Raw genomic sequence first — 17,364 nt, forward strand, 5'->3', positions numbered from 1 at the left:
GTCCCCGGTCAGGTCAGCCGGCGCCCCCGGCGAGCTTGGCATCCAGTTCCTGGTGGGACCGTACGACCTCGGTCAGATAGGCGGCCATGCCCTCCAGGCCCTGGAGCATGTTCTGGGCGCCCGTGGTCCACTGCTGGTAGGAGTCCTGGAACTTGCCCGACGCCAGCTGGGTGCGGAACTCGCTGGTCACCAACTGGTCGATCATGGTCTTGAGGGACTGGAGCTGTCCGCTCATCTCGGTCTGCCCGGTCTTCAACTGCCCGGCCGCCCGGTTCACACCGTCGTAGCCGACATTCACATCCGTCATCAGGGCCCCCTCATGTCTCCGTAGCTCGGTCAGCGAACGCCTTGTCCAGGTCGAGCGTGCCTTCCGCCAGCCCGGCGAACAACCCTGCTGCCGAGCCCACCGCGGCGATCAGCTCGGCCCGGGTTACGGTCACGGCCTGGACGAATTCACTCATCGCCGCCTCGACCGCCCCGGAACCCATCCCGCTCGTAGCACTCCCCGGGGGGCGCGGCAACGAGAGCCGCATATCGGAGCGCAAGCGGGTCAACTCCCGTGCGATCAGCTCGGCTTCCTGCGGATCGCAGGCGAAATTCCCAGCCATCCGGTCGTGACCTCCCCCGTGAGATCTTTACGTGATGGCACCGCTGGCTAACCTGCTGTAAGGCTAGCGCGCCGGGCCGTCGGCCGGTGGGCGATTTCCGACAGGAGTGCGGTTGTGGGGACGGATTCCCAGGGGGCACAACGGCTGGTGGCAGGGCGGTACCGGCTCACGGAGGTGCTGGGCCGGGGCGGGATGGGGGTGGTCTGGAAGGCGACCGATGAACTGATCGGACGGGCCGTGGCCGTCAAGGAGTTGCGTACTCCGGCAGGGCTGTCGGCCGAGGAGCGGTCGACGTTCGCAGAGCGGGCGCTGCGCGAGCCCCGTACGGCCGGCCGGCTCAACCACCCAGGTGTCGTGGCGATCCACGATCTCGTGCCGTCGACACCCGAGGACGACGCCGTCTACATCGTCATGGAACTCGTGGAGGCGCCCTCGCTGGCGGAGCTCCTGGAGTGGTACAGGACCCTGCCCCAGGAGCGAGTGGCCCGTATAGCCGGGCAGTTGCTGGCCGCTTTGGACGCCGCGCACTCGATCGGGCTCGTGCACCGGGACATCAAACCGAGCAACATCATGGTGCTGCCCGGCGACCAGGTGAAGCTCGTCGACTTCGGCATCGCCCACGCCATGGACGACACCCGCCTGACCCGCCACGGCATCGCAGGCTCCACCGGCTACATGGCCCCAGAACTCTTCCAAGGAGCAGCCCCCACACCGGCGACGGACCTGTGGTCCCTGGGCGCCACCCTGTTCCACGCCACCGAAGGACACGATCCATTCGCCCGCCAGACCCCCGCCGCCACCCTGCACGCCATCCTCCACGATCACCTGCCACCGCTGAACAGCCATCCCCCGCTGTCGACCCTGGTCGTCGGCCTGCTCACCCGCGACACCACCGGCCGGATCACCGGCCAACAAGCCAGCGCTCTGCTCCAGGCCAGCACCACCGCACCGCCGCCGGCAGCGACGCCCACCGGCCCGAGGGCAGCCGTCCGGCCAGATCACGCCATAGCCACCAGCCCAACAGCAACAACATCGGCCACACCGCCACCGGCAGCACCAGTCAGCTTCGGCGAGGCCACCTGGGCGTACCACCCGACCACCGTCACCCCGACAATCGAGCCCTTCGAGGCCGCCGACCGCCACAGCTCGATCACTGCGAACAGTGCAGGCATCACGTTCCGGCTGGACGGCGAAACGGCTGATTTCGACTGGAGTGAGATAGACGCGGTCGAGATCGCCACGGCCCGGCTCGGGCGCCGGTTCTCCGTCACGGTCCAAACCACCTCCCGTCGCTGGTACACGGCCGGTGTCGAGGCGCCGTCCAGGAACCTCCTCAAGCAGTGGGCGGCGGAGCTCGACGCGGTCCTCGACGTCTGTGGGTGCCGGAAACTGCGTCACCCGAGATGACGGCTCTACGGGCGTGCAGGAGTGGCGGCATGGGTCTGAAACACCGCCCAAGGGATGCGCCAGCGGGAGCCGCATATCGGAGCGCGGCGGGTCGACTCCCGTGCGGGTCGCGGGTGCATCGGCTTACCGGTGGGTCGCCATCGAAATCCACAAGGCTCGCGAACTCCCCCGTGAGATCTTTACTTGATGGTGCCGCTGGCTAATCTTCTGTAAGGCCAGCACGGGGGGCGTCGGCGGGCGGGCGATAGGAGCGCGGTTGTGGAGACGGGTTCCCAGGAGGCCCAACGGCTGATAGCCGGACGGTACCGACTGGCAGGGGTGCTGGGCCGGGGTGCGATGGGGGTGGTGTGGAGAGGGCACGATGAGTTGATCGGGCGCTCGGTCGCGGTCAAGGAATTACGCGTTCCGCCCGGGCTGTCGGATGAGGAGCGGTCGGTGTTCGCGGAGCGGGCGCTGCGCGAGGCGCGTACGGCGGGCCGGCTCAACCATCCAGGCGTGGTGGCGATCTACGATCTCGTTCCCGCGACGCCTGAGGATGACGCCGTCTACATCGTCATGGAGCTGGTGGAGGCCCCCTCGCTGGCAGAGCTCCTGCAGCGGAACGCAGCCCTGCCCGAGGCGCGAGTCAGCCGCATGGCAGGGCAGTTGCTGGCCGCTTTGGACGCCGCGCACTCGATCGGGCTGGTCCACCGGGACATCAAACCGAGCAACATCATGGTGCTGCCCGGCGATGAGGTGAAGCTCGTCGACTTCGGCATCGCCCACGCCATGGACGACACCCGCCTGACCCGCCACGGCATCGCAGGCTCAACCGGCTACATGGCCCCAGAGCTATTCGAAGGAGCAGACCCCTCACCTTCAGCGGACCTGTGGTCGCTGGGCGCCACCTTGTTCCACGCCGTCGAGGGACACGATCCATTCGCCCGACAGACCACGGCCGCCACCCTGCACGCCATCCTCCATGACGAACTACCGCCGCTGAGCTGCCGTCCTCCACTCCTGCCATTGATCACCGGACTCCTCACCCGCGACACCGCCGCCCGGATGACCAGCGAGGAAGCCCGCGCCCTGCTCCCATCCCCCACCATCGCGACCACCACAACACCGCCCGCAGCAGGACCACCCCGCCCCGGCCGGACGACGAGCGAGGACCACACCACAACCGCAACACCGACAACCACCCCACCACCCACGCCCTCAGCTCCGCCGACACCCTCCTCCCAGGCCACCTGGGAGGACCACCCCACCACCGTCAGACAGCACACCGACGTCCACCCAGCCGGCCCCGTTCCGGACTCCCCACCAGCCGACCCCTCGATCCGCACATCCGGAGCGAAGAGGAGAAAGGCCACGTGGATCGCCCTTGCGGTGATGGCGATGATTCTTCTGGTAGCTGGAGCCTTCGCCTTCTTCCCCACCAGCGAAGAACCCAAAGATGAGGAGAAACTTAAAAAGCAAGCACAAAAGGTCACATTGGATTTCATTTGGGCCTATAGCAGGTACGATTTCGATGCCGCATGCCGACTCCTGGTTTTTCGTGCGCACGTCAGCAGCGCTATGAGGTTTCCCGAATGCGGCAACGCAGACGAGCGCAGGAGAAGCGAAAACGGGAAACTCGCCGGGCATTACGCGAATGTCACCGACCCGGTCGAGGTCAAGTCCGTCGAGCTGATGGACAACTCAAAAGCCCGTGTCGTCGTCGACAGGCTCAACGATCAGCTCGGTGTGTCCGGTGTGTGGATTTTACGGCGGAGCGGGGACAGTTGGCTCATCGAGCTGTCATGAAAACCAGCTGATGGGCCGCCTCACGCGCCCGCCGGACGCCGCTGGGGTCACGATGCCCGGTGCTCTCCACTGGAGTGACGGGGACGGCTATCGAGGGCGTAACCGCGCAAGGGCCGGCAGCCGGGGGAAGTAGCGGGCAGACGGCCGGCTGAGGCCGAGACCGCCGGGCCGTGATCTCGGGACGCGGGGGGCTGTCGCTTCGTGTTAGCCTCATGGTTTTGCGTGCTCGTGACGGTTGGCGATCCTGCCTGTCCGGTTCCTCTTGTTCGTCGACTGCTCATTCCTACCGGGCCTTCCTCGGTACGTTCGCATGCGGAAGGCTCTTCATGAATCACCCTGATCTCCCCGGCACCTCGCACAGCGATCTCGCCCCGATCATGACCACTGCGCCAACGGTGCCCCCGGTCGCTTCCTTCGCCGACCTGGAACTGCCAGCCGAGGTGCTGCGAACGCTCGGCGAACTCGGCGTGCGCGAGCCCTTCCCGATCCAAGCAGCCACGCTGCCCAACGCCCTCGCGGGACGCGACGTCCTGGGGCGCGGGCGCACCGGATCGGGCAAGACTCTCGCGTTCGGCCTACCGCTGCTCGTACGGACGGCTGGGCGGCGCGCGGAACCGAAGCAGCCCCTGGCTCTGATCCTGGTGCCTACCCGAGAGCTGGCCCAACAGGTCACCGAGGCGCTCGCGCCGTACGCAGAGGCGCTGCGGCTGCGGATGGCCACGGTCGTCGGCGGCATGTCGATCGGCCGGCAGGCCGCTGCGCTGCGCCATGGAGCCGAGGTGGTCGTCGCCACCCCCGGCCGTCTGCACGACCTCATCGAGCGCAGGGCCTGCCGCCTGGGGCGGGTGGGGATCACCGTCCTCGACGAGGCCGACCAGATGTGCGACATGGGCTTCCTGCCGCAGGTGACCGAGGTGCTCGACCAGGTGCACCCCGACGGTCAGCGGATGCTGTTCTCGGCCACTTTGGACCGCGACGTCGACCACCTGGTCCGCCGCTACCTCCACGACCCCGTCGTCCACTCGGTCGACCAGTCCGCGGGCGCGGTCACGACGATGGACCACCATGTTCTGGTCGTCCACGGCCCCGACCGGTACGCCGTCACCACGGAGATCGCCGCCCGCGACGGCCGCGTACTGCTGTTCCTGGACACCAAGCACGCGGTCGACCAGCTCACCCGGCATCTGCGAGCCAGCGGAGTGCACGCCGCGGCCCTGCACAGCGGCAAGTCCCAGCCGCAGCGCACACGGACCCTGGCGCAGTTCAAGAACGGCCAGATCACCGTCCTGGTGGCGACCAATGTCGCGGCCCGTGGCCTGCACGTCGACGACCTCGATCTCGTGGTCAACGTCGACCCGCCCACCGACCCCAAGGACTATGTGCACCGCGCGGGCCGTACAGCCCGGGCCGGTGAGTCCGGCAGCGTCGTCACGTTGGTGCCGGCGGGCCGGCGCCGCGAGATGAGCCGGCTGATGGCAGAGGCCGGCATCGAGCCGACCATCACCAAGGTACGCTCGGGCGAGGCGGAGCTGAGCCGGATCACCGGGGCCAAGGCCCCCTCCGGCACCCCGCTCGACGACAGGCCCGCCGCGCCCCGGCCCAAGAACACCAACGCTCCCTTCCGCGGCCTGGGCACCGGCAAGGGCACCTCCCGCGGCGCCGGCGGCAAGTCCCGAAAGGCGGGCGAGGCCCGCAAGCTCGCCGAAGCCCGCAAGGCGGCCCGGGTGCGTCGTGGCGGTTGAGAGCCGCTGCCCTGGTAATCGGATACTTCCGAGCCCGGAACGGATGCCTCCAGCCCGGCCCGAAACCCTCCTGTGCATACACCTACGAGATGAACGCCCTCGTCGTGTGCCCAGGTATGACAAGCTGTGCTTCCCACTGCCCGAACCCAGGAGGTCGCCATGACCGCAGAGTCTGCATCCCAAGAAGGTTCGGAGCCGACCGACCCCGAGACGTCCGCCCTGGTGCCCGACAGCGACGGCCACTACGACCTGAAACGCAAGTTCCGGGAGGCCCTGGCGCGCAAGCGGGTTGCGCAGGCGGACGCCGCTGACCACGCTGCGAACGTCGAGGCGTCGAAGGTCCGCAGGGCGAACGGCCCGGCTGCGAGCCAGCGGTCGTTCCGGCGCAAGAGCGGCGGCTGAGTCAATGAGCTATTTCAGCATTCCCGCTCCAAGTGAGCACGACCGCGGAGATTGACGACATTCGATTCGGACCGCACCGGGACCTGCGGAAGATCCGCCACGACTCAGCCGCGCGACACCGCGCTCTACCGGTGCCCGTGCTGTGGACGGGTCAGCCCGCCGCGGAGCCGCCCTTTCGCCTCGGCCGCGGCCTGAAGATCCGGGCCCAGGTGTCATCGCGCTGGAAGGGGAGCGGGTCAATGCCGCTCATCTCCCGGCGGATACGTTCGACCTCGCGCTCAAGGCGCTCGAAGTCGGCTTCCTCGTCGCCGTCGTCGCCGCTGAAGGTGAACTCCTCGAGCAGGCGCTGGAACCGGAGGGTGACCTGGACGAGGGAGGAGACGTCCGTGTGGAGTTCCTGCACGGTCTCCGCGTCGAAGCTCACACAGCCAGAGCGTTCCGGTGGGGACGCCGACGGCCTGCAGGAGGCGGGCGCCCTCGGTGCCCGCGGTGGAGTGCGGGAATGCAGCGGCGGGCAGGGTCGCGATCCGGTCCTCGCCGAAGATATCGGCGAGTTCGCTGCGGGTGACGTCGAAAAGCACTGCGGGAACTCCGAACTCCGCGGCGACACCGGCGCCGTGCCCCAGCCATCGGCTCAATGACGTCCCCCGCGAGATCTTTACGTGCTGGCACCGCTGGCTAACCTGCTGTAAGGCTAGCGCGCCGGGCCGTCGGCCGGTGGGCGACTTCCGACAGGAGTGCGGGTGTGGGGACGGATTCCCAGGGGGCACAACGGCTGGTGGCAGGGCGGTACCGGCTCACGGAGGTGCTGGGCCGGGGCGGGATGGGGGTGGTCTGGAGGGCGACCGATGAGCTGATCGGACGAGCCGTGGCAGTCAAGGAGTTACGCACTCCGGCAGGGCTGTCGGCCCAGGAGCGGTCGACGTTCGCAGAGCGGGCGCTGCGCGAGGCCCGTACGGCGGGCCGACTCAACCACCCAGGTGTCGTGGCGATCTATGATCTCGTGCCGGCGACGCCGGAGGACGACGCCATCTATATCGTCATGGAGCTGGTGGAGGCGCCCTCGCTGGCGGAACTCCTGGAGCAGAACGAAGCCCTGGCCGAAGAGAGAGTGGCCAGGATGGCCGGGCAGTTGCTCGACGCCTTGGACGCTGCCCACTCGATCGGGCTGGTCCACCGGGACATCAAACCCAGCAACATCATGGTGCTGCCCGGCGACCAGGTGAAGCTCGTCGACTTCGGCATCGCCCACGCCCTGGACGACACCCGCCTGACCCGCCATGGCATCGCCGGCTCCACCGGATACATGGCACCAGAACTCTTCCAGGGAGCAGACCCCTCACCAGCAACAGACCTGTGGTCCCTGGGCGCCACCCTGTTCCACGCCATTGAGGGACACGACCCGTTCGCCCGCCAGACCCCGGCCGCCACCCTGCACGCCATCCTCCGCGACGACCTGCCACCCCTGAACTGCCATCCCCCGCTTTCCACACTCATCACCGGACTCCTCACCCGCGACACCGCCGACCGGATGACCAGCCAGGAAGTCCGCGCCCTGCTCCCGTCCACCACCACCGGGGCCACCGCCACACCGCCCACAGCAGAACCAGCCCGCCCCAGGCAGGCAATGGGTGAGGACCGCGCCACCACCGTCAGACCGACAACCACACCACCGCACACGCCGTCATCTTCCCCGGCAGACTCCCGCCAGGCCACCTGGGAGAGCCACCCCACCACCATCAAACAGCACACCGACACCCTGTCCCCGAACCCCGCTCCCGACTCCCCACCAACCGACCCCCCGCTGCTCAGTATCTATACGCGAATAAGAGCGGAAACGTTGATCGTCAATGTGATCGCGTTGATATTTTTTTGCGGAGTTTTAGCCTTCTTCTACCTCCGTGACGACTCCAGTGATGACGTAGAGCTCAAAGCGAAGGCGAGAGTGGTTACACTGGAATTCATCCAAGCCTATAGCATGTATGATTTCGATAACGCATGCGAACTCGTGGTTCCTCGTGCGCATGTCAGTAGCGACATGAAGTTTCCTGAATGCGGCAACGCAGAGGAGCGCAGGAAAAGCGAAGCAAGGAAACTCACCGACCCGAATCGAGGGCGTGTCGACAATCTGGCGATCAAGTCCGTTGAGCTGGCGGGGAACTCGAAGGCTCACGTTGTCGTCAGTATGTTCAACGCGACCAGTGAGTGGATTTTAAGGCGGAGCGGGGACAGTTGGCTCATCGAGCTGCAGTGACAAACCAGCTGATGGGTCGCTTCACGCACCCGCCGGGTGCCGCTGGAGGTCACGATGCCCGGCGCCATCGGTTGGGTCGCTCTGAGGGGGGGTATTGCAGTGGTCGAGGACGGGGGTCGGCGATGATTCTGCGGTTGACCGTTGAGGACGCTCAATCGTCGACGCGCCGGGATGTCGAGGTGCTTGCCACGCCGACCAGTACGGTGGGCTCGTTGCTGGAGTCGCTGCCGGATCCTGTGGGTGGCAGGCGGTGTTTTGTCGGTGGTGTCGAGCTCGATCCCCGGGCTGTCGTGGCCGACAGTCCCCTGATACCGGGCGCGGTGATCAGGGTGGGGGCTCCTGGGCCGGTGTTCCGCCATGTGCCCGGTCAGACGGCGGGTGTTCTCTCGGTGGCCGCCGGGCCGGACACTGGCCTGATCGTGGCGTTGGCTCCGGGGACGCACACAGTGGCCAGGAGCTCAAGGGCAGCGGTGTGTCTGCGGGATCTGGACGTCTCGCGCAACGAGCACGCCAGGCTGGAGATCTCCGGAGACGGCCAAGCTGTCGTCGTGGACGGAGGGTCGACCAACGGCACGTTCCTCGATGGTGCCAGGGTCAGCGGCAGGATGGCGTTGAAGCCGGGCAGCGTGCTGCGGGTGGGCTCGGACGAGTTGCGGTGGACTCCCCACCCAGTGGAGGCGCTGCGGGCGATACGCAGCGCGGATGGGCGGCTGGACTTCGACCGGGCCTTCGCCGCTGCCCCGGCGATCCCGCGCACTGAGGTGACCCTGCCGGTGCGGCAGACCGTCGTGCGCAACACGGCCATGATGGCGTTGTCCGCCTTGCTGCCCGTGGGCGGGGCCGTGCTGATGGCCCTGACCATGCATCGGGCGTCCATGCTGTGGTTCGGGCTGCTCGGTGTCCTGGGCTTCCTCGTCATGCAACTCATCCAGAACAAGCAGCACCAGGAGAGCGAGGCCGCCTTCGCCAAGGCGAAGAAGACCGCCCAGGACAAGATCGATGCCCATGTGGCCGAGGAGCAGCGCGTACGGCGGCTGCTCGGCCCGGATCCCTTACAGATCGCCGAGACCGCCGTAGGGGTGCGGCCAGACCTTTGGCCGCGGAGAATGGATTCCGCGCACGGGCTGGTCCTGCGGGTGGGCGTCGCCGACCAGCAGGCAGCGGTGGACCTGCGTGGCGAGCCCTGGGAGGGCTTCCAGACGCCGGTGCTGCCTATGGTGCCGGTCACGGTGGATCTGCGGGCCACAGGCGTGCTCGGGGTGGTCGGGCCTGATAAGCCGGTGCAGTCACTGCTGAGATGGCTGCTGATTCAGCTGAGTGCCCTGCGCGGCCCCGATGACCTACGCATCGTGGTGATCACCGCGGCCGGACACGACGGTCCGACCTGGGCACGGTGGCTGCCGCACGTGGACGCGGGCCATGCCGCGGCGGTTCCCTGCTCGATCGGTAATACCGATGTCACTCGAGCGGCCCGGGTGCAGGAATTGAGAAGGCTCATCACCGCACGGCGGGCGGAGCGCGCCGCCTCCTCCACGGTCCGCTTCGCCGAGGAAGTCGTCGTCGTACTGGACGGCGCCTTGGCCTTGCGGGAACTCCCCGGGATGGACGAGGTGCTGCGCGACGGACCTTCGGTTGGCGTCTATCTGATCTGTGCCGACCAGCGCGGCATGAACGAGTGCCGCGGCCTGTGCGAGGTGGACCAGGACACTCTGCGCCTCACCGCGACCCCGGACGACCACCCCGTCACGGCCAGGCCCGACGTGCTCGGCGAGGCGGCCGTCGAGCCACTGGCCCGGGCGCTCGCGCCGATGCGCGACCGGCTCACCCTCGCCTCCACGCTGAACGCCGTGCCCGACCATGTGCGCTTCCTCGACCTGCTGGGCGTTGGCGTGCCGACCGCCGATGACGTCGTCGGCCTCTGGAGCAGGGGGCAGGGACCACAGACGCGTGTCGTGCTGGGTGCGGATGCCGGCGGCCCGGTGACGGTCGACCTGGCACGCCAAGGCCCGCACACCATGCTCGGCGGGGCCACCGGAGCGGGCAAGAGCATCCTGCTGCAGACCTTGGTGACCTCCCTGCTGCTGGCCAACCGGCCCGACGAGCTCAACCTCGTGCTGGTGGACTTCAAAGGCGGCAGTGCCTTCCTGCCCTTCCAGCACTGCCCCCACGTCGTCGCGCTGATCCGCTCCACCGGCGAGACACCCGCCGACGTCTTCGACTCCGCCGCCGCGGCCCGCGTGCTGGCCTCCGTACGCGCCGAGGTCAGCCGCCGCGAATCCCTGCTCGCCCGGTACGACGGAGAGATCGACAGGTACTGGCGCCGGCGTCGGGCCAACCCCGCCGGCATGCCGCCGCTGCCGCGCCTGGTGATGGTCTTCGACGAGTTCGCCCGCGTGCTGGAGACCTCCCCGGACTTCCTCAAGGAACTGGTCAATGTGGCCGCCAAGGGCCGCTCGCTCGGCATGCACCTGGTACTGGCCACCCAGTCACTGCAGGGCAAGCTCTCGCCCGAACTGAAGAACAACATCTCGCTGCGGATCAGCCTGCGGCAGAACGAACCCGCCGACAGCACCGAAGTCCTCGGCGCACCCGACGCCGCCGCCATCCCAGGCTCCCTGCGCGGGCGCGGCCTCATCCTGTGCACCACCGGTGAAACCCGCGTCCCGCAGGTGTTCCAGTCCGGCTACCTCGGCAACCCGCCACCCTCCGGAACAGCCCAGCCCGTTTCCGTACACGCCCTCACGTGGACGGATTTCGGCGCGCCCCGCCCCCCGGAACAGACCAAGTACGGCGAGGCGCCCGCCGATCAGGACCTGGCCATCGCCGCCATCGAGGAAGCCGCCCGGCGCGGCGGGCTCACCGCCCCCTTCCGGCCCCTGCTGCCCCCGCTGCCCGTCGCCATGGCGCTGGAGGACCTCGCCGACCACCAGACCGCCGCTCCTCCCTCCACGGCGGTGCCGTTTGGTCTGGCCGACGACCCCGCAGAGCAGGCCCAGCCCGCGGAGTTCTTCGACCTCGCCTCCACCGACCGGCTGATGGTCGCCGGCGGCCCGCAATCCGGCCGTACCACCTTCGCCCGCACCCTGATCACCAGCCTCGCCACCAGGCTCCGCCCCGACCAAGCCCACCTGTACGTCTTTGAACGCCACCCGGCCGGGCTGTCCGACTACAGCCGCCTGCCCCACTGTGGCGGTGTCTTCTCCCCCGCCGAACCGGACCGCATCCGACGCCTGGTCACCTGGCTCGACCAGGAAGTCCACCGGCGCGCCACCACCAGGTCCATGCCTCAGGCCGCGCCTCTGCCCCGCATCGTGGTGATCATCGACGGCTGGGAACACTTCGAGGACCACAGCGACCCCGCGTTCGCCGAGACCTCGCTGCTCACCACCCTGCGCGCCATCGTCGCCGCGGGAGCGCCGCTGGGAGTGCACATCGTGCCACTGGGCGGACACGACATGCTCAACCACAAACTCCCCACCTACTACACCCGTCGCCTGCTCCTGCCCTTCCCCAAGGAAGAGACCCGCCGCGCACACCTGACCTCGGCCATGACCAGCCCGCCCCTCCTGCCCGGCCGGGCGATCGACGCCGCCACCGGCCGGCACATCCACATCTGCCACCCCACCGCACCCCCCACCGACCTCCCCACACAGTTCCCCGACGCCGACCCCGCCCAGCTACCGCGGCAGTTCCCCGCCCTGCCCAGCCTCGTGACCCTCGACGAGCTGCCCTGGCCCGAGACACCGCAGTCCCCCACCTGGATTCCCCTCGGAGTCGGCGGCCCCGAGCACACCACCATCGGCGTCGACCTCATCCAGGGACCCCATCTGCTGCTGCTCTCCGGGCCCCACGGCTCCGGCCGCACCACCACCGCCGCCGCACTCGCCCACTCACTGCGCCGAGCCGGTATCGGCGTCCTGGCCCTCGCCACACCGCGCTCCCCCCTGCCGCACCTGCTTCCCGAGGACTCCGGCGTGCGTGTCCTCACCAGCGTCTCGCTCAAGGACTCCGACCTCCGCGACACGGCCGCCGCGTTCGGCGACGGCCCCTATGCGGTGATCCTCGACGACGCCGACCACATCACGCTCCTGCCCACCCAACAGGGCTTCACCGACGCCCCCACCCTCCTGGACGACATCGCCCGCCTCTCAGCCCGCGGCCACCACGCCCTCATCCTCACCGCCGACGCCACCCCCGTCCTCACCGGCTTCCCCAGCCCCCTCGCCCGCCTGATCAACACCATCGTCACCGCAGGACACCGGATCCTGCTCACCCCCGCCGGCCGACCCACCGCCGTCGCGCACAGCATCACCCTCGAGCCCGACCAGTACTTCACCGCACCACCCGGGCGCGGCTACCTCGCCGCCGGCCGGAGCCCCGTCCTGATTCAACTGGCCACGCCTCGATCCGATCAGCGGGCTGGCAGGAGGGATACGCGATGAGACGCCCGGAGATACCCGCGCTGGTGAGCCACCGGCGGCTGGTGGCGATGCTGGAGGCCCAGGGGGCGACGGAGCCTGCCGAGGGCTGCGTGGACGCCGAGGAGTTCGTCCCCTGGGCTCTCCTCCAGGACAGCCAGTACCGCGCCCGGCTCCCGTCCCTGTTCCTCCTGCGGAAACCGCCGCAGGTGGGATTCTGCAAGGGCGTGCGTGTCCGGTGCGCGGCGGAGGAGTTCCGGCGCTGGCGGGACGCCGCCCTCGCCTATGCCGCCGCCGTGGACCGCGTCAGCGCGGAGGTGGAGACCGTACGGGAGCGAGCGGCGCGGGCCCGGTGGTGGATACCGGGCGATCGGCGCCGCGCCGACGAGGCGTGGCAGGAGGTACAGCGGCGGTACGCCGAGGTGGTCCAGGAGGCGAGCGAGGCGTACGCACCCGTCCGCGACGAGATACGCCACGGGATCGACGCCGAGAAGGAACGGCTCCGGGAGTATCTCCGCGAGAGGGGCCTCACGCCGGAGGAGTGGCAGCGCCGTCTGTTCTCCCGGCGCCTCTCACAAGGACGGGACAACCCCTCCGGCGGCACCGCGACCGGTGGCACGGGCGGCTTCGGCATCGGTGGCTTCTGAGGACCCGCCGGAGCCGCGGGTGATGCTCGACCGACTCGACCGACTTGACGAGTGTGCTCCCGGGCGTCGTCAGCGATCTTCACGTGATGGCACCACTGGATAACCTGCTGTAAGGCCGGCGCGCGGGACGCCGGCCAGTGGGCGATTCGGTGAGGAGCGCGGTTGTGGGAACGGATTCCCAGGGGGCTGGGCGGCTGGTGGCGGGCCGCTATCGCCTGGCAGGCGTGCTGGGCCGGGGCGGGATGGGAGTGGTCTGGAGGGCGACCGATGAGCTGATCGGACGGGTTGCGGCGGTCAAGGAGTTGCGTACTCCGCCTGGGCTGTCGGCCGAGGAACGTTCGAGGTTCGGTGAACGGGCCTTGCGTGAGGCCCGTACGGCGGGCCGGCTCAACCATCCGGGCGTTGTGGCGATCCATGATCTCGTGCCGGCGACGCCCGAGGACGACGCCGTCTACATCGTCATGGAGTTGGTGGAGGCGCCCTCGCTGGCGGAGCTGCTGGAGTGGTACAGGACCCTGCCCCAGGAGCGAGTGGTCCGAATAGCCGGACAGTTGCTGGCCGCTTTGGACGCCGCGCACTCGATCGGGCTCGTGCACCGGGACATCAAGCCCAGCAATGTCATGGTGCTGCCCGGCGACGAAGTGAAACTCGTCGACTTCGGCATCGCCCACGCCCTGGACGACACCCGCCTGACCCGCCACGGCGTCGCAGGCTCAACCGGCTACATGAGCCCAGAACTCTTCCAGGGCGCAGACCCCACGCCAGCGGCGGATCTGTGGTCCGTGGGCGCCACCTTGTTCCACGCCGTCGAAGGACACGATCCATTCGCCCGCCCGACCCCGGCCGCCACCCTGCACGCCATCCTCCACGACGACCTACCGCCGCTGAACTGCCAGCCTCCGCTCTCGACACTGATCACCGGACTCCTCACCCGCGACACCGCCGACCGGATGACCAGCGAGGCAGCCCGCACCCTGCTCCCCTCCACCACCGCACTGCCCTCAGCAGAACCACCCCGCCCAGGCCAGGCGACGAGTGAGAGCCGTGCCACCACTGTCGGACCGACGACCACACCGCCGCACACTCCGTCGGCTCCGCCGGCGCACACCTCCCAGGCCACCTGGGAGGGCCACCCCACCACCGTCGGACAGCCCGCCTACGCCCAACCGCCCGGCCCCATGCCGTACGCCCCACCGGCCCACCCTCCGACCCCCACACCCGGCGCGGAGAGGAAAGGGGCCATGTGGATCGCCCTCGCATTGGTGGTGATTCTCCTGGGAAGCGGAGCCTTCTTCCTCCTCAAAGACGACTCCGACAACAGCGCAAAGCCTGAACCGCAGGCGGAAAAAGCTACGTCTACGCCTACGTCCACATCCACATCCACATCCACGCCCCAGGCGACTGCGGTCGCCGGTGAAAAGACGTGGCCCAATCTGAGCCGGAACCACGTCACCACCCCGGTCAGCTACCCCATGACGCCTCCCGCCGGTGGCGACCACGACCCCGCCTGGCAGAACTGCGACGGTGACGTCTACAGCAGCCAGATCCGCGACGAGAACGCCGTGCACGCCCTGGAGCACGGCGCCGTCTGGGTCACGTACAACGACAAGGCCGCCCGCGCGGACGTCACGGCGCTGGAGGCCAAGGTGGCCAAGACGCCGTACACCCTGATGAGCCCCTACAAGAGCCAGTCGTCGCCGATCACGCTGACGGCCTGGGGACATCAGCTCAATGTCCAGAACGCGTCCGACGCGCGGGTCAACGAGTTTTTCAGCAAGTACGTCCAGGGTGCACAGACCCCCGAGCAAGGGGCTGCCTGCACCGGAGGCGTGTCCTCGTGACCGCTGCCGGAACACCCTGGCTGTCACGGCCGTGCGAGGCGCGCCAGAACCTGTTCCCACTGATCGGCAGGTCAACGACGACCACGCTCCGGTTCACATCACCTCCCGCAAGGGAAACGCCGTCCTGATGTCCGAAGAGGATTTCAGCTCCTGGACGGAGACGGTGCATCTCCTGCGCTCCCCCAAGAACGCCCGCCGTCTGCTCGACTCCATCGCTGAGGCAGAGGCCGGGAAGGCTCGGCAGCGTGAGCTGATCGACCCCGACGCGGAGCGTGCGTGAAGATCTCGTTCACGTCGCACGCCGGGGAGGACTACACCTACTGGGCCGAGAACGACCGCAAGACGGTCAAGCGCATCAACAAGCTGATCGACGACACCATGCGCCATCCCTTCAAGGGCATCGGCAAGCCGGAGCCTTTGAAGGGCGACCTGCCGGGCTACTGATCCCGGGGTCGCCGCCCGAAGCGCCGACCCGCCGGCTTGTACACGAGGCGGTGCGTCTCTGCCCGCGTAGTGCGCGGTGGGGCGGGTGGGACTTGAACCCCTGTGCAGCGGATCAGCCTTCCGACGGACAAAGGCCTCATCCCGGTATTCCGGGCCGAGCCTTTGGTGGTCGTTATCGCAGGCTAGAAGACCTGCCCACAGGTTCGATACCCGTTCGGCATGTTCCGGCCGTCGGAGCGACGCGGACCTCGGTCGCCGTGGTCATGCCGTGGCCGGGACACCGAGGTCTGCGAGCAGGCCGCGTACCCGCTGCTCGAAGGTGACGCAGAGCATGCCCGTACCGTCGACGATCAACGGGGGGCCGGGACCGTCGGAGGCGACGCTCATACGCCCCCTCGGCGGGCGGCGGCGATCAGATCATGTCGTTCAGCTCGGCCTGCATCTGCGCCGCCTCGGCGTCGCGAGCATCGCTGGGCGACACTCCTGCCGCTCTGTGACCTATGCCACATGTAGTTCCTGTCAGCAATCGGGGCGCCGTCCCGCTCAACTCACCGGGAGCAAGCGAACCGACAGGAGCAACACATGAAGCACCGCATCGTCGTCCTCGGCGCCGGCTATGCCGGGTCCTACGTGGCCGGGACCCTGGCCCGCCGGCTGTCCCCGGCGGACACCGAGATCACCGTGATCAACGCCGAGCCGGACTTCGTCCAGCGGCTGCGGCTGCACCAGCTCGCGGCCGGCCAGGAGATCGAGGCTCCACAGCTCGCCGACGTCTTCGCGGGCACGGGGATAGAGCTGCGCCTGGCCCGTGTCACCGCCGTCGACCCCCAGCGCCAGGTCGTCGCCGTGACCGGCGCCGACGGCGGCGGCGAGTTCGGCTACGACACGCTCGTCCACGCGCTCGGCAGCCATGGCGACGACTGCGGCGTCCCCGGCGTGGCCGAGCACGCCTTCGACGTCGCCGCCCGGCCCTCGGCGCTTCGCCTGCGCGAGCGCCTGGACAGCCTGGGCAGGCGGGACGAAGGCGGGAGTGTGCTGGTCGTCGGCGACGGGTTGACCGGCATCGAGACCGCCACCGAGATCGCCGAATCCCGGCCCGGCCTGTCGGTGACGCTGGTCGCCCGTGGAGAGCTGGGCGCCCGGCTCTCCGCCGGAGCCCGCGGCCACCTGCGCCAGGCCTGCGACCGGCTGGGCATCACAGTCCTGGAGCACACCGAGGTCGAAGCCGTCGAAGCGGCGCGGGTGCTGTGTGCCGACGGCACCGTCCTGACGTCCGACGTGACCGTGTGGACGGCCGGGTTCGCGGTCGACCCCATCGCCGCCGCCGGCGGGCTGGAGGTCACCGAGGACGGTCGGATCGTCGTCGACCGCATCATGCGGTCGGTCTCGCACCCGAACGTCTACGCCGTCGGCGACAGCGCCTACGCCATCGGCGACAACGGCCGACCGTTGCCGATGTCCTGCGCTTCGGCCGGCTATACCGGCATGCAGGCCACGGCCGCGATCGTGGGACGCCTGACCGGCCGCAAGATCCCGAACACCAAGCTGGAGTACCTGGGCAACCACATCAGCCTGGGGCGGCGGGACGGGATCCTGCAGATGGTCGACGACGAAGGGCAGGCGAAGCCGAAGCACGTGGGCGGCCGGAAGGCCGCGCGGATCAAGTCGGGCATCCTCAAGATGTCGCTGTGGACCACCTCGCACCCGACCTTCGGCCTGCCCAAGCGCAAGCGCCGCCTGGCCGTCGCGCCGGGTGCGTCCGTCGAGAAGGCGTTCGCGTAGCCGACCAGCGTCTGCCTAGTTCTAGGGTGATCCG

13 protein-coding genes and 3 pseudogenes are annotated in these 17,364 nt (G+C 68.8%); 11 read left to right on the forward strand and 5 right to left on the reverse strand.

Annotation, left to right across the window (positions count from 1 at the left end; translation table 11 throughout):
- Positions 1–13: 13 nt before the first annotated feature.
- A complete protein-coding gene (locus tag ACFZDL_RS13695) occupies positions 14–307 on the reverse strand; it encodes a WXG100 family type VII secretion target (protein ID WP_353589268.1) in 294 nt (97 codons plus the stop codon).
- A gap of 10 nt (positions 308–317) precedes the next feature.
- Entirely contained in the window at positions 318–488 is a 171-nt protein-coding gene (locus ACFZDL_RS13700; protein WP_353589270.1) for a hypothetical protein, read from the reverse strand.
- Between the two features lie 234 nt (positions 489–722).
- Between ACFZDL_RS13700 and ACFZDL_RS13705 the strand changes: the two genes are divergently transcribed.
- The 4 genes from ACFZDL_RS13705 (at position 723) to ACFZDL_RS13720 (ending at position 5,944) form a co-directional block, all read left to right on the forward strand.
- Positions 723–2,015, forward strand: a complete 1,293-nt coding sequence (locus tag ACFZDL_RS13705; RefSeq protein ID WP_353589272.1) for a serine/threonine-protein kinase — start codon at positions 723–725, stop codon at positions 2,013–2,015.
- A gap of 258 nt (positions 2,016–2,273) precedes the next feature.
- Positions 2,274–3,800, forward strand: a complete 1,527-nt coding sequence (locus tag ACFZDL_RS13710) for a serine/threonine-protein kinase (protein ID WP_353589274.1) — start codon at positions 2,274–2,276, stop codon at positions 3,798–3,800.
- A 326-nt stretch (positions 3,801–4,126) separates the two neighbouring features.
- The gene (locus tag ACFZDL_RS13715; RefSeq protein WP_391191117.1) at positions 4,127–5,542 is read left to right on the forward strand and encodes a DEAD/DEAH box helicase; all 1,416 of its coding nucleotides are present in this window, start codon (positions 4,127–4,129) and stop codon (positions 5,540–5,542) included.
- Between the two features lie 159 nt (positions 5,543–5,701).
- Positions 5,702–5,944 (forward strand): DUF5302 domain-containing protein, encoded by a 243-nt coding sequence (locus ACFZDL_RS13720; RefSeq protein WP_353589278.1) that lies wholly within the window; start codon positions 5,702–5,704, stop codon positions 5,942–5,944.
- Between the two features lie 151 nt (positions 5,945–6,095).
- On the opposite strand, the gene ACFZDL_RS13725 is transcribed toward ACFZDL_RS13720, so the two are convergent.
- Positions 6,096–6,368 (reverse strand): SUKH-4 family immunity protein, encoded by a 273-nt coding sequence (locus tag ACFZDL_RS13725; RefSeq protein WP_353589280.1) that lies wholly within the window; start codon positions 6,366–6,368, stop codon positions 6,096–6,098.
- A 49-nt stretch (positions 6,369–6,417) separates the two neighbouring features.
- Positions 6,418–6,714 (reverse strand): annotated as a pseudogene (locus tag ACFZDL_RS13730) (hypothetical protein); the annotation flags it as partial.
- On the opposite strand from ACFZDL_RS13730, the gene ACFZDL_RS13735 reads away from it, so the two are divergent.
- The 6 genes and pseudogenes from ACFZDL_RS13735 to ACFZDL_RS13760 form a co-directional block, all read left to right on the forward strand.
- Entirely contained in the window at positions 6,690–8,198 is a 1,509-nt protein-coding gene (locus ACFZDL_RS13735; protein WP_353589282.1) for a serine/threonine-protein kinase, read from the forward strand. The pseudogene ACFZDL_RS13730 and the gene ACFZDL_RS13735 overlap by 25 nt on opposite strands.
- 122 nt (positions 8,199–8,320) lie before the next feature.
- Complete coding sequence (locus tag ACFZDL_RS13740; protein WP_353589284.1) at positions 8,321–12,640, forward strand: FtsK/SpoIIIE domain-containing protein; 4,320 nt, start codon at positions 8,321–8,323, stop codon at positions 12,638–12,640.
- Positions 12,637–13,263, forward strand: a complete 627-nt coding sequence (locus tag ACFZDL_RS13745; RefSeq protein WP_353589286.1) for a hypothetical protein — start codon at positions 12,637–12,639, stop codon at positions 13,261–13,263. Before ACFZDL_RS13740 ends, ACFZDL_RS13745 begins: the two co-directional genes overlap by 4 nt.
- Before the next feature lie 164 nt (positions 13,264–13,427).
- Complete coding sequence (locus ACFZDL_RS13750) at positions 13,428–15,104, forward strand: DUF3105 domain-containing protein (RefSeq protein ID WP_353589288.1); 1,677 nt, start codon at positions 13,428–13,430, stop codon at positions 15,102–15,104.
- Between the two features lie 20 nt (positions 15,105–15,124).
- Positions 15,125–15,384, forward strand: a pseudogene (locus tag ACFZDL_RS13755) (type II toxin-antitoxin system Phd/YefM family antitoxin).
- Positions 15,381–15,545 (forward strand): annotated as a pseudogene (locus ACFZDL_RS13760) (Txe/YoeB family addiction module toxin); the annotation flags it as partial. The pseudogenes ACFZDL_RS13755 and ACFZDL_RS13760, both read left to right, overlap by 4 nt.
- A gap of 264 nt (positions 15,546–15,809) precedes the next feature.
- Here ACFZDL_RS13760 and ACFZDL_RS13765 read toward each other — a convergent pair.
- Positions 15,810–15,935: a hypothetical protein gene (locus ACFZDL_RS13765; RefSeq protein ID WP_353589290.1), complete on the reverse strand. Its 126-nt coding sequence runs from the start codon at positions 15,933–15,935 to the stop codon at positions 15,810–15,812.
- 195 nt (positions 15,936–16,130) lie between these two features.
- On the opposite strand from ACFZDL_RS13765, the gene ACFZDL_RS13770 reads away from it, so the two are divergent.
- Complete coding sequence (locus tag ACFZDL_RS13770; protein ID WP_353589292.1) at positions 16,131–17,330, forward strand: FAD-dependent oxidoreductase; 1,200 nt, start codon at positions 16,131–16,133, stop codon at positions 17,328–17,330.
- The last annotated feature ends 34 nt before the right edge of the window (positions 17,331–17,364 follow it).

Source organism: Streptomyces sp. NPDC007917 (assembly GCF_042959105.1).
In the GTDB taxonomy this organism is placed as follows: Bacteria; Actinomycetota; Actinomycetes; order Streptomycetales; family Streptomycetaceae; genus Streptomyces.

Excerpts from the sequence above, each read along its gene's own strand:
- ACFZDL_RS13695 (WP_353589268.1), bottom strand. The coding sequence starts at position 307 with ATGACGGATGTGAATGTCGGCTACGACGGTGTGAACCGGGCGGCCGGG.
- ACFZDL_RS13700 (WP_353589270.1), bottom strand. The coding sequence starts at position 488 with ATGGGTTCCGGGGCGGTCGAGGCGGCGATGAGTGAATTCGTCCAGGCC.
- ACFZDL_RS13715 (WP_391191117.1), top strand. The coding sequence starts at position 4,127 with ATGAATCACCCTGATCTCCCCGGCACCTCGCACAGCGATCTCGCCCCG.
- ACFZDL_RS13720 (WP_353589278.1), top strand. The coding sequence starts at position 5,702 with ATGACCGCAGAGTCTGCATCCCAAGAAGGTTCGGAGCCGACCGACCCC.
- ACFZDL_RS13740 (WP_353589284.1), top strand. The coding sequence starts at position 8,321 with ATGATTCTGCGGTTGACCGTTGAGGACGCTCAATCGTCGACGCGCCGG.
- ACFZDL_RS13745 (WP_353589286.1), top strand. The coding sequence starts at position 12,637 with ATGAGACGCCCGGAGATACCCGCGCTGGTGAGCCACCGGCGGCTGGTG.
- ACFZDL_RS13765 (WP_353589290.1), bottom strand. The coding sequence starts at position 15,935 with ATGAGCGTCGCCTCCGACGGTCCCGGCCCCCCGTTGATCGTCGACGGT.
- ACFZDL_RS13770 (WP_353589292.1), top strand. The coding sequence starts at position 16,131 with ATGAAGCACCGCATCGTCGTCCTCGGCGCCGGCTATGCCGGGTCCTAC.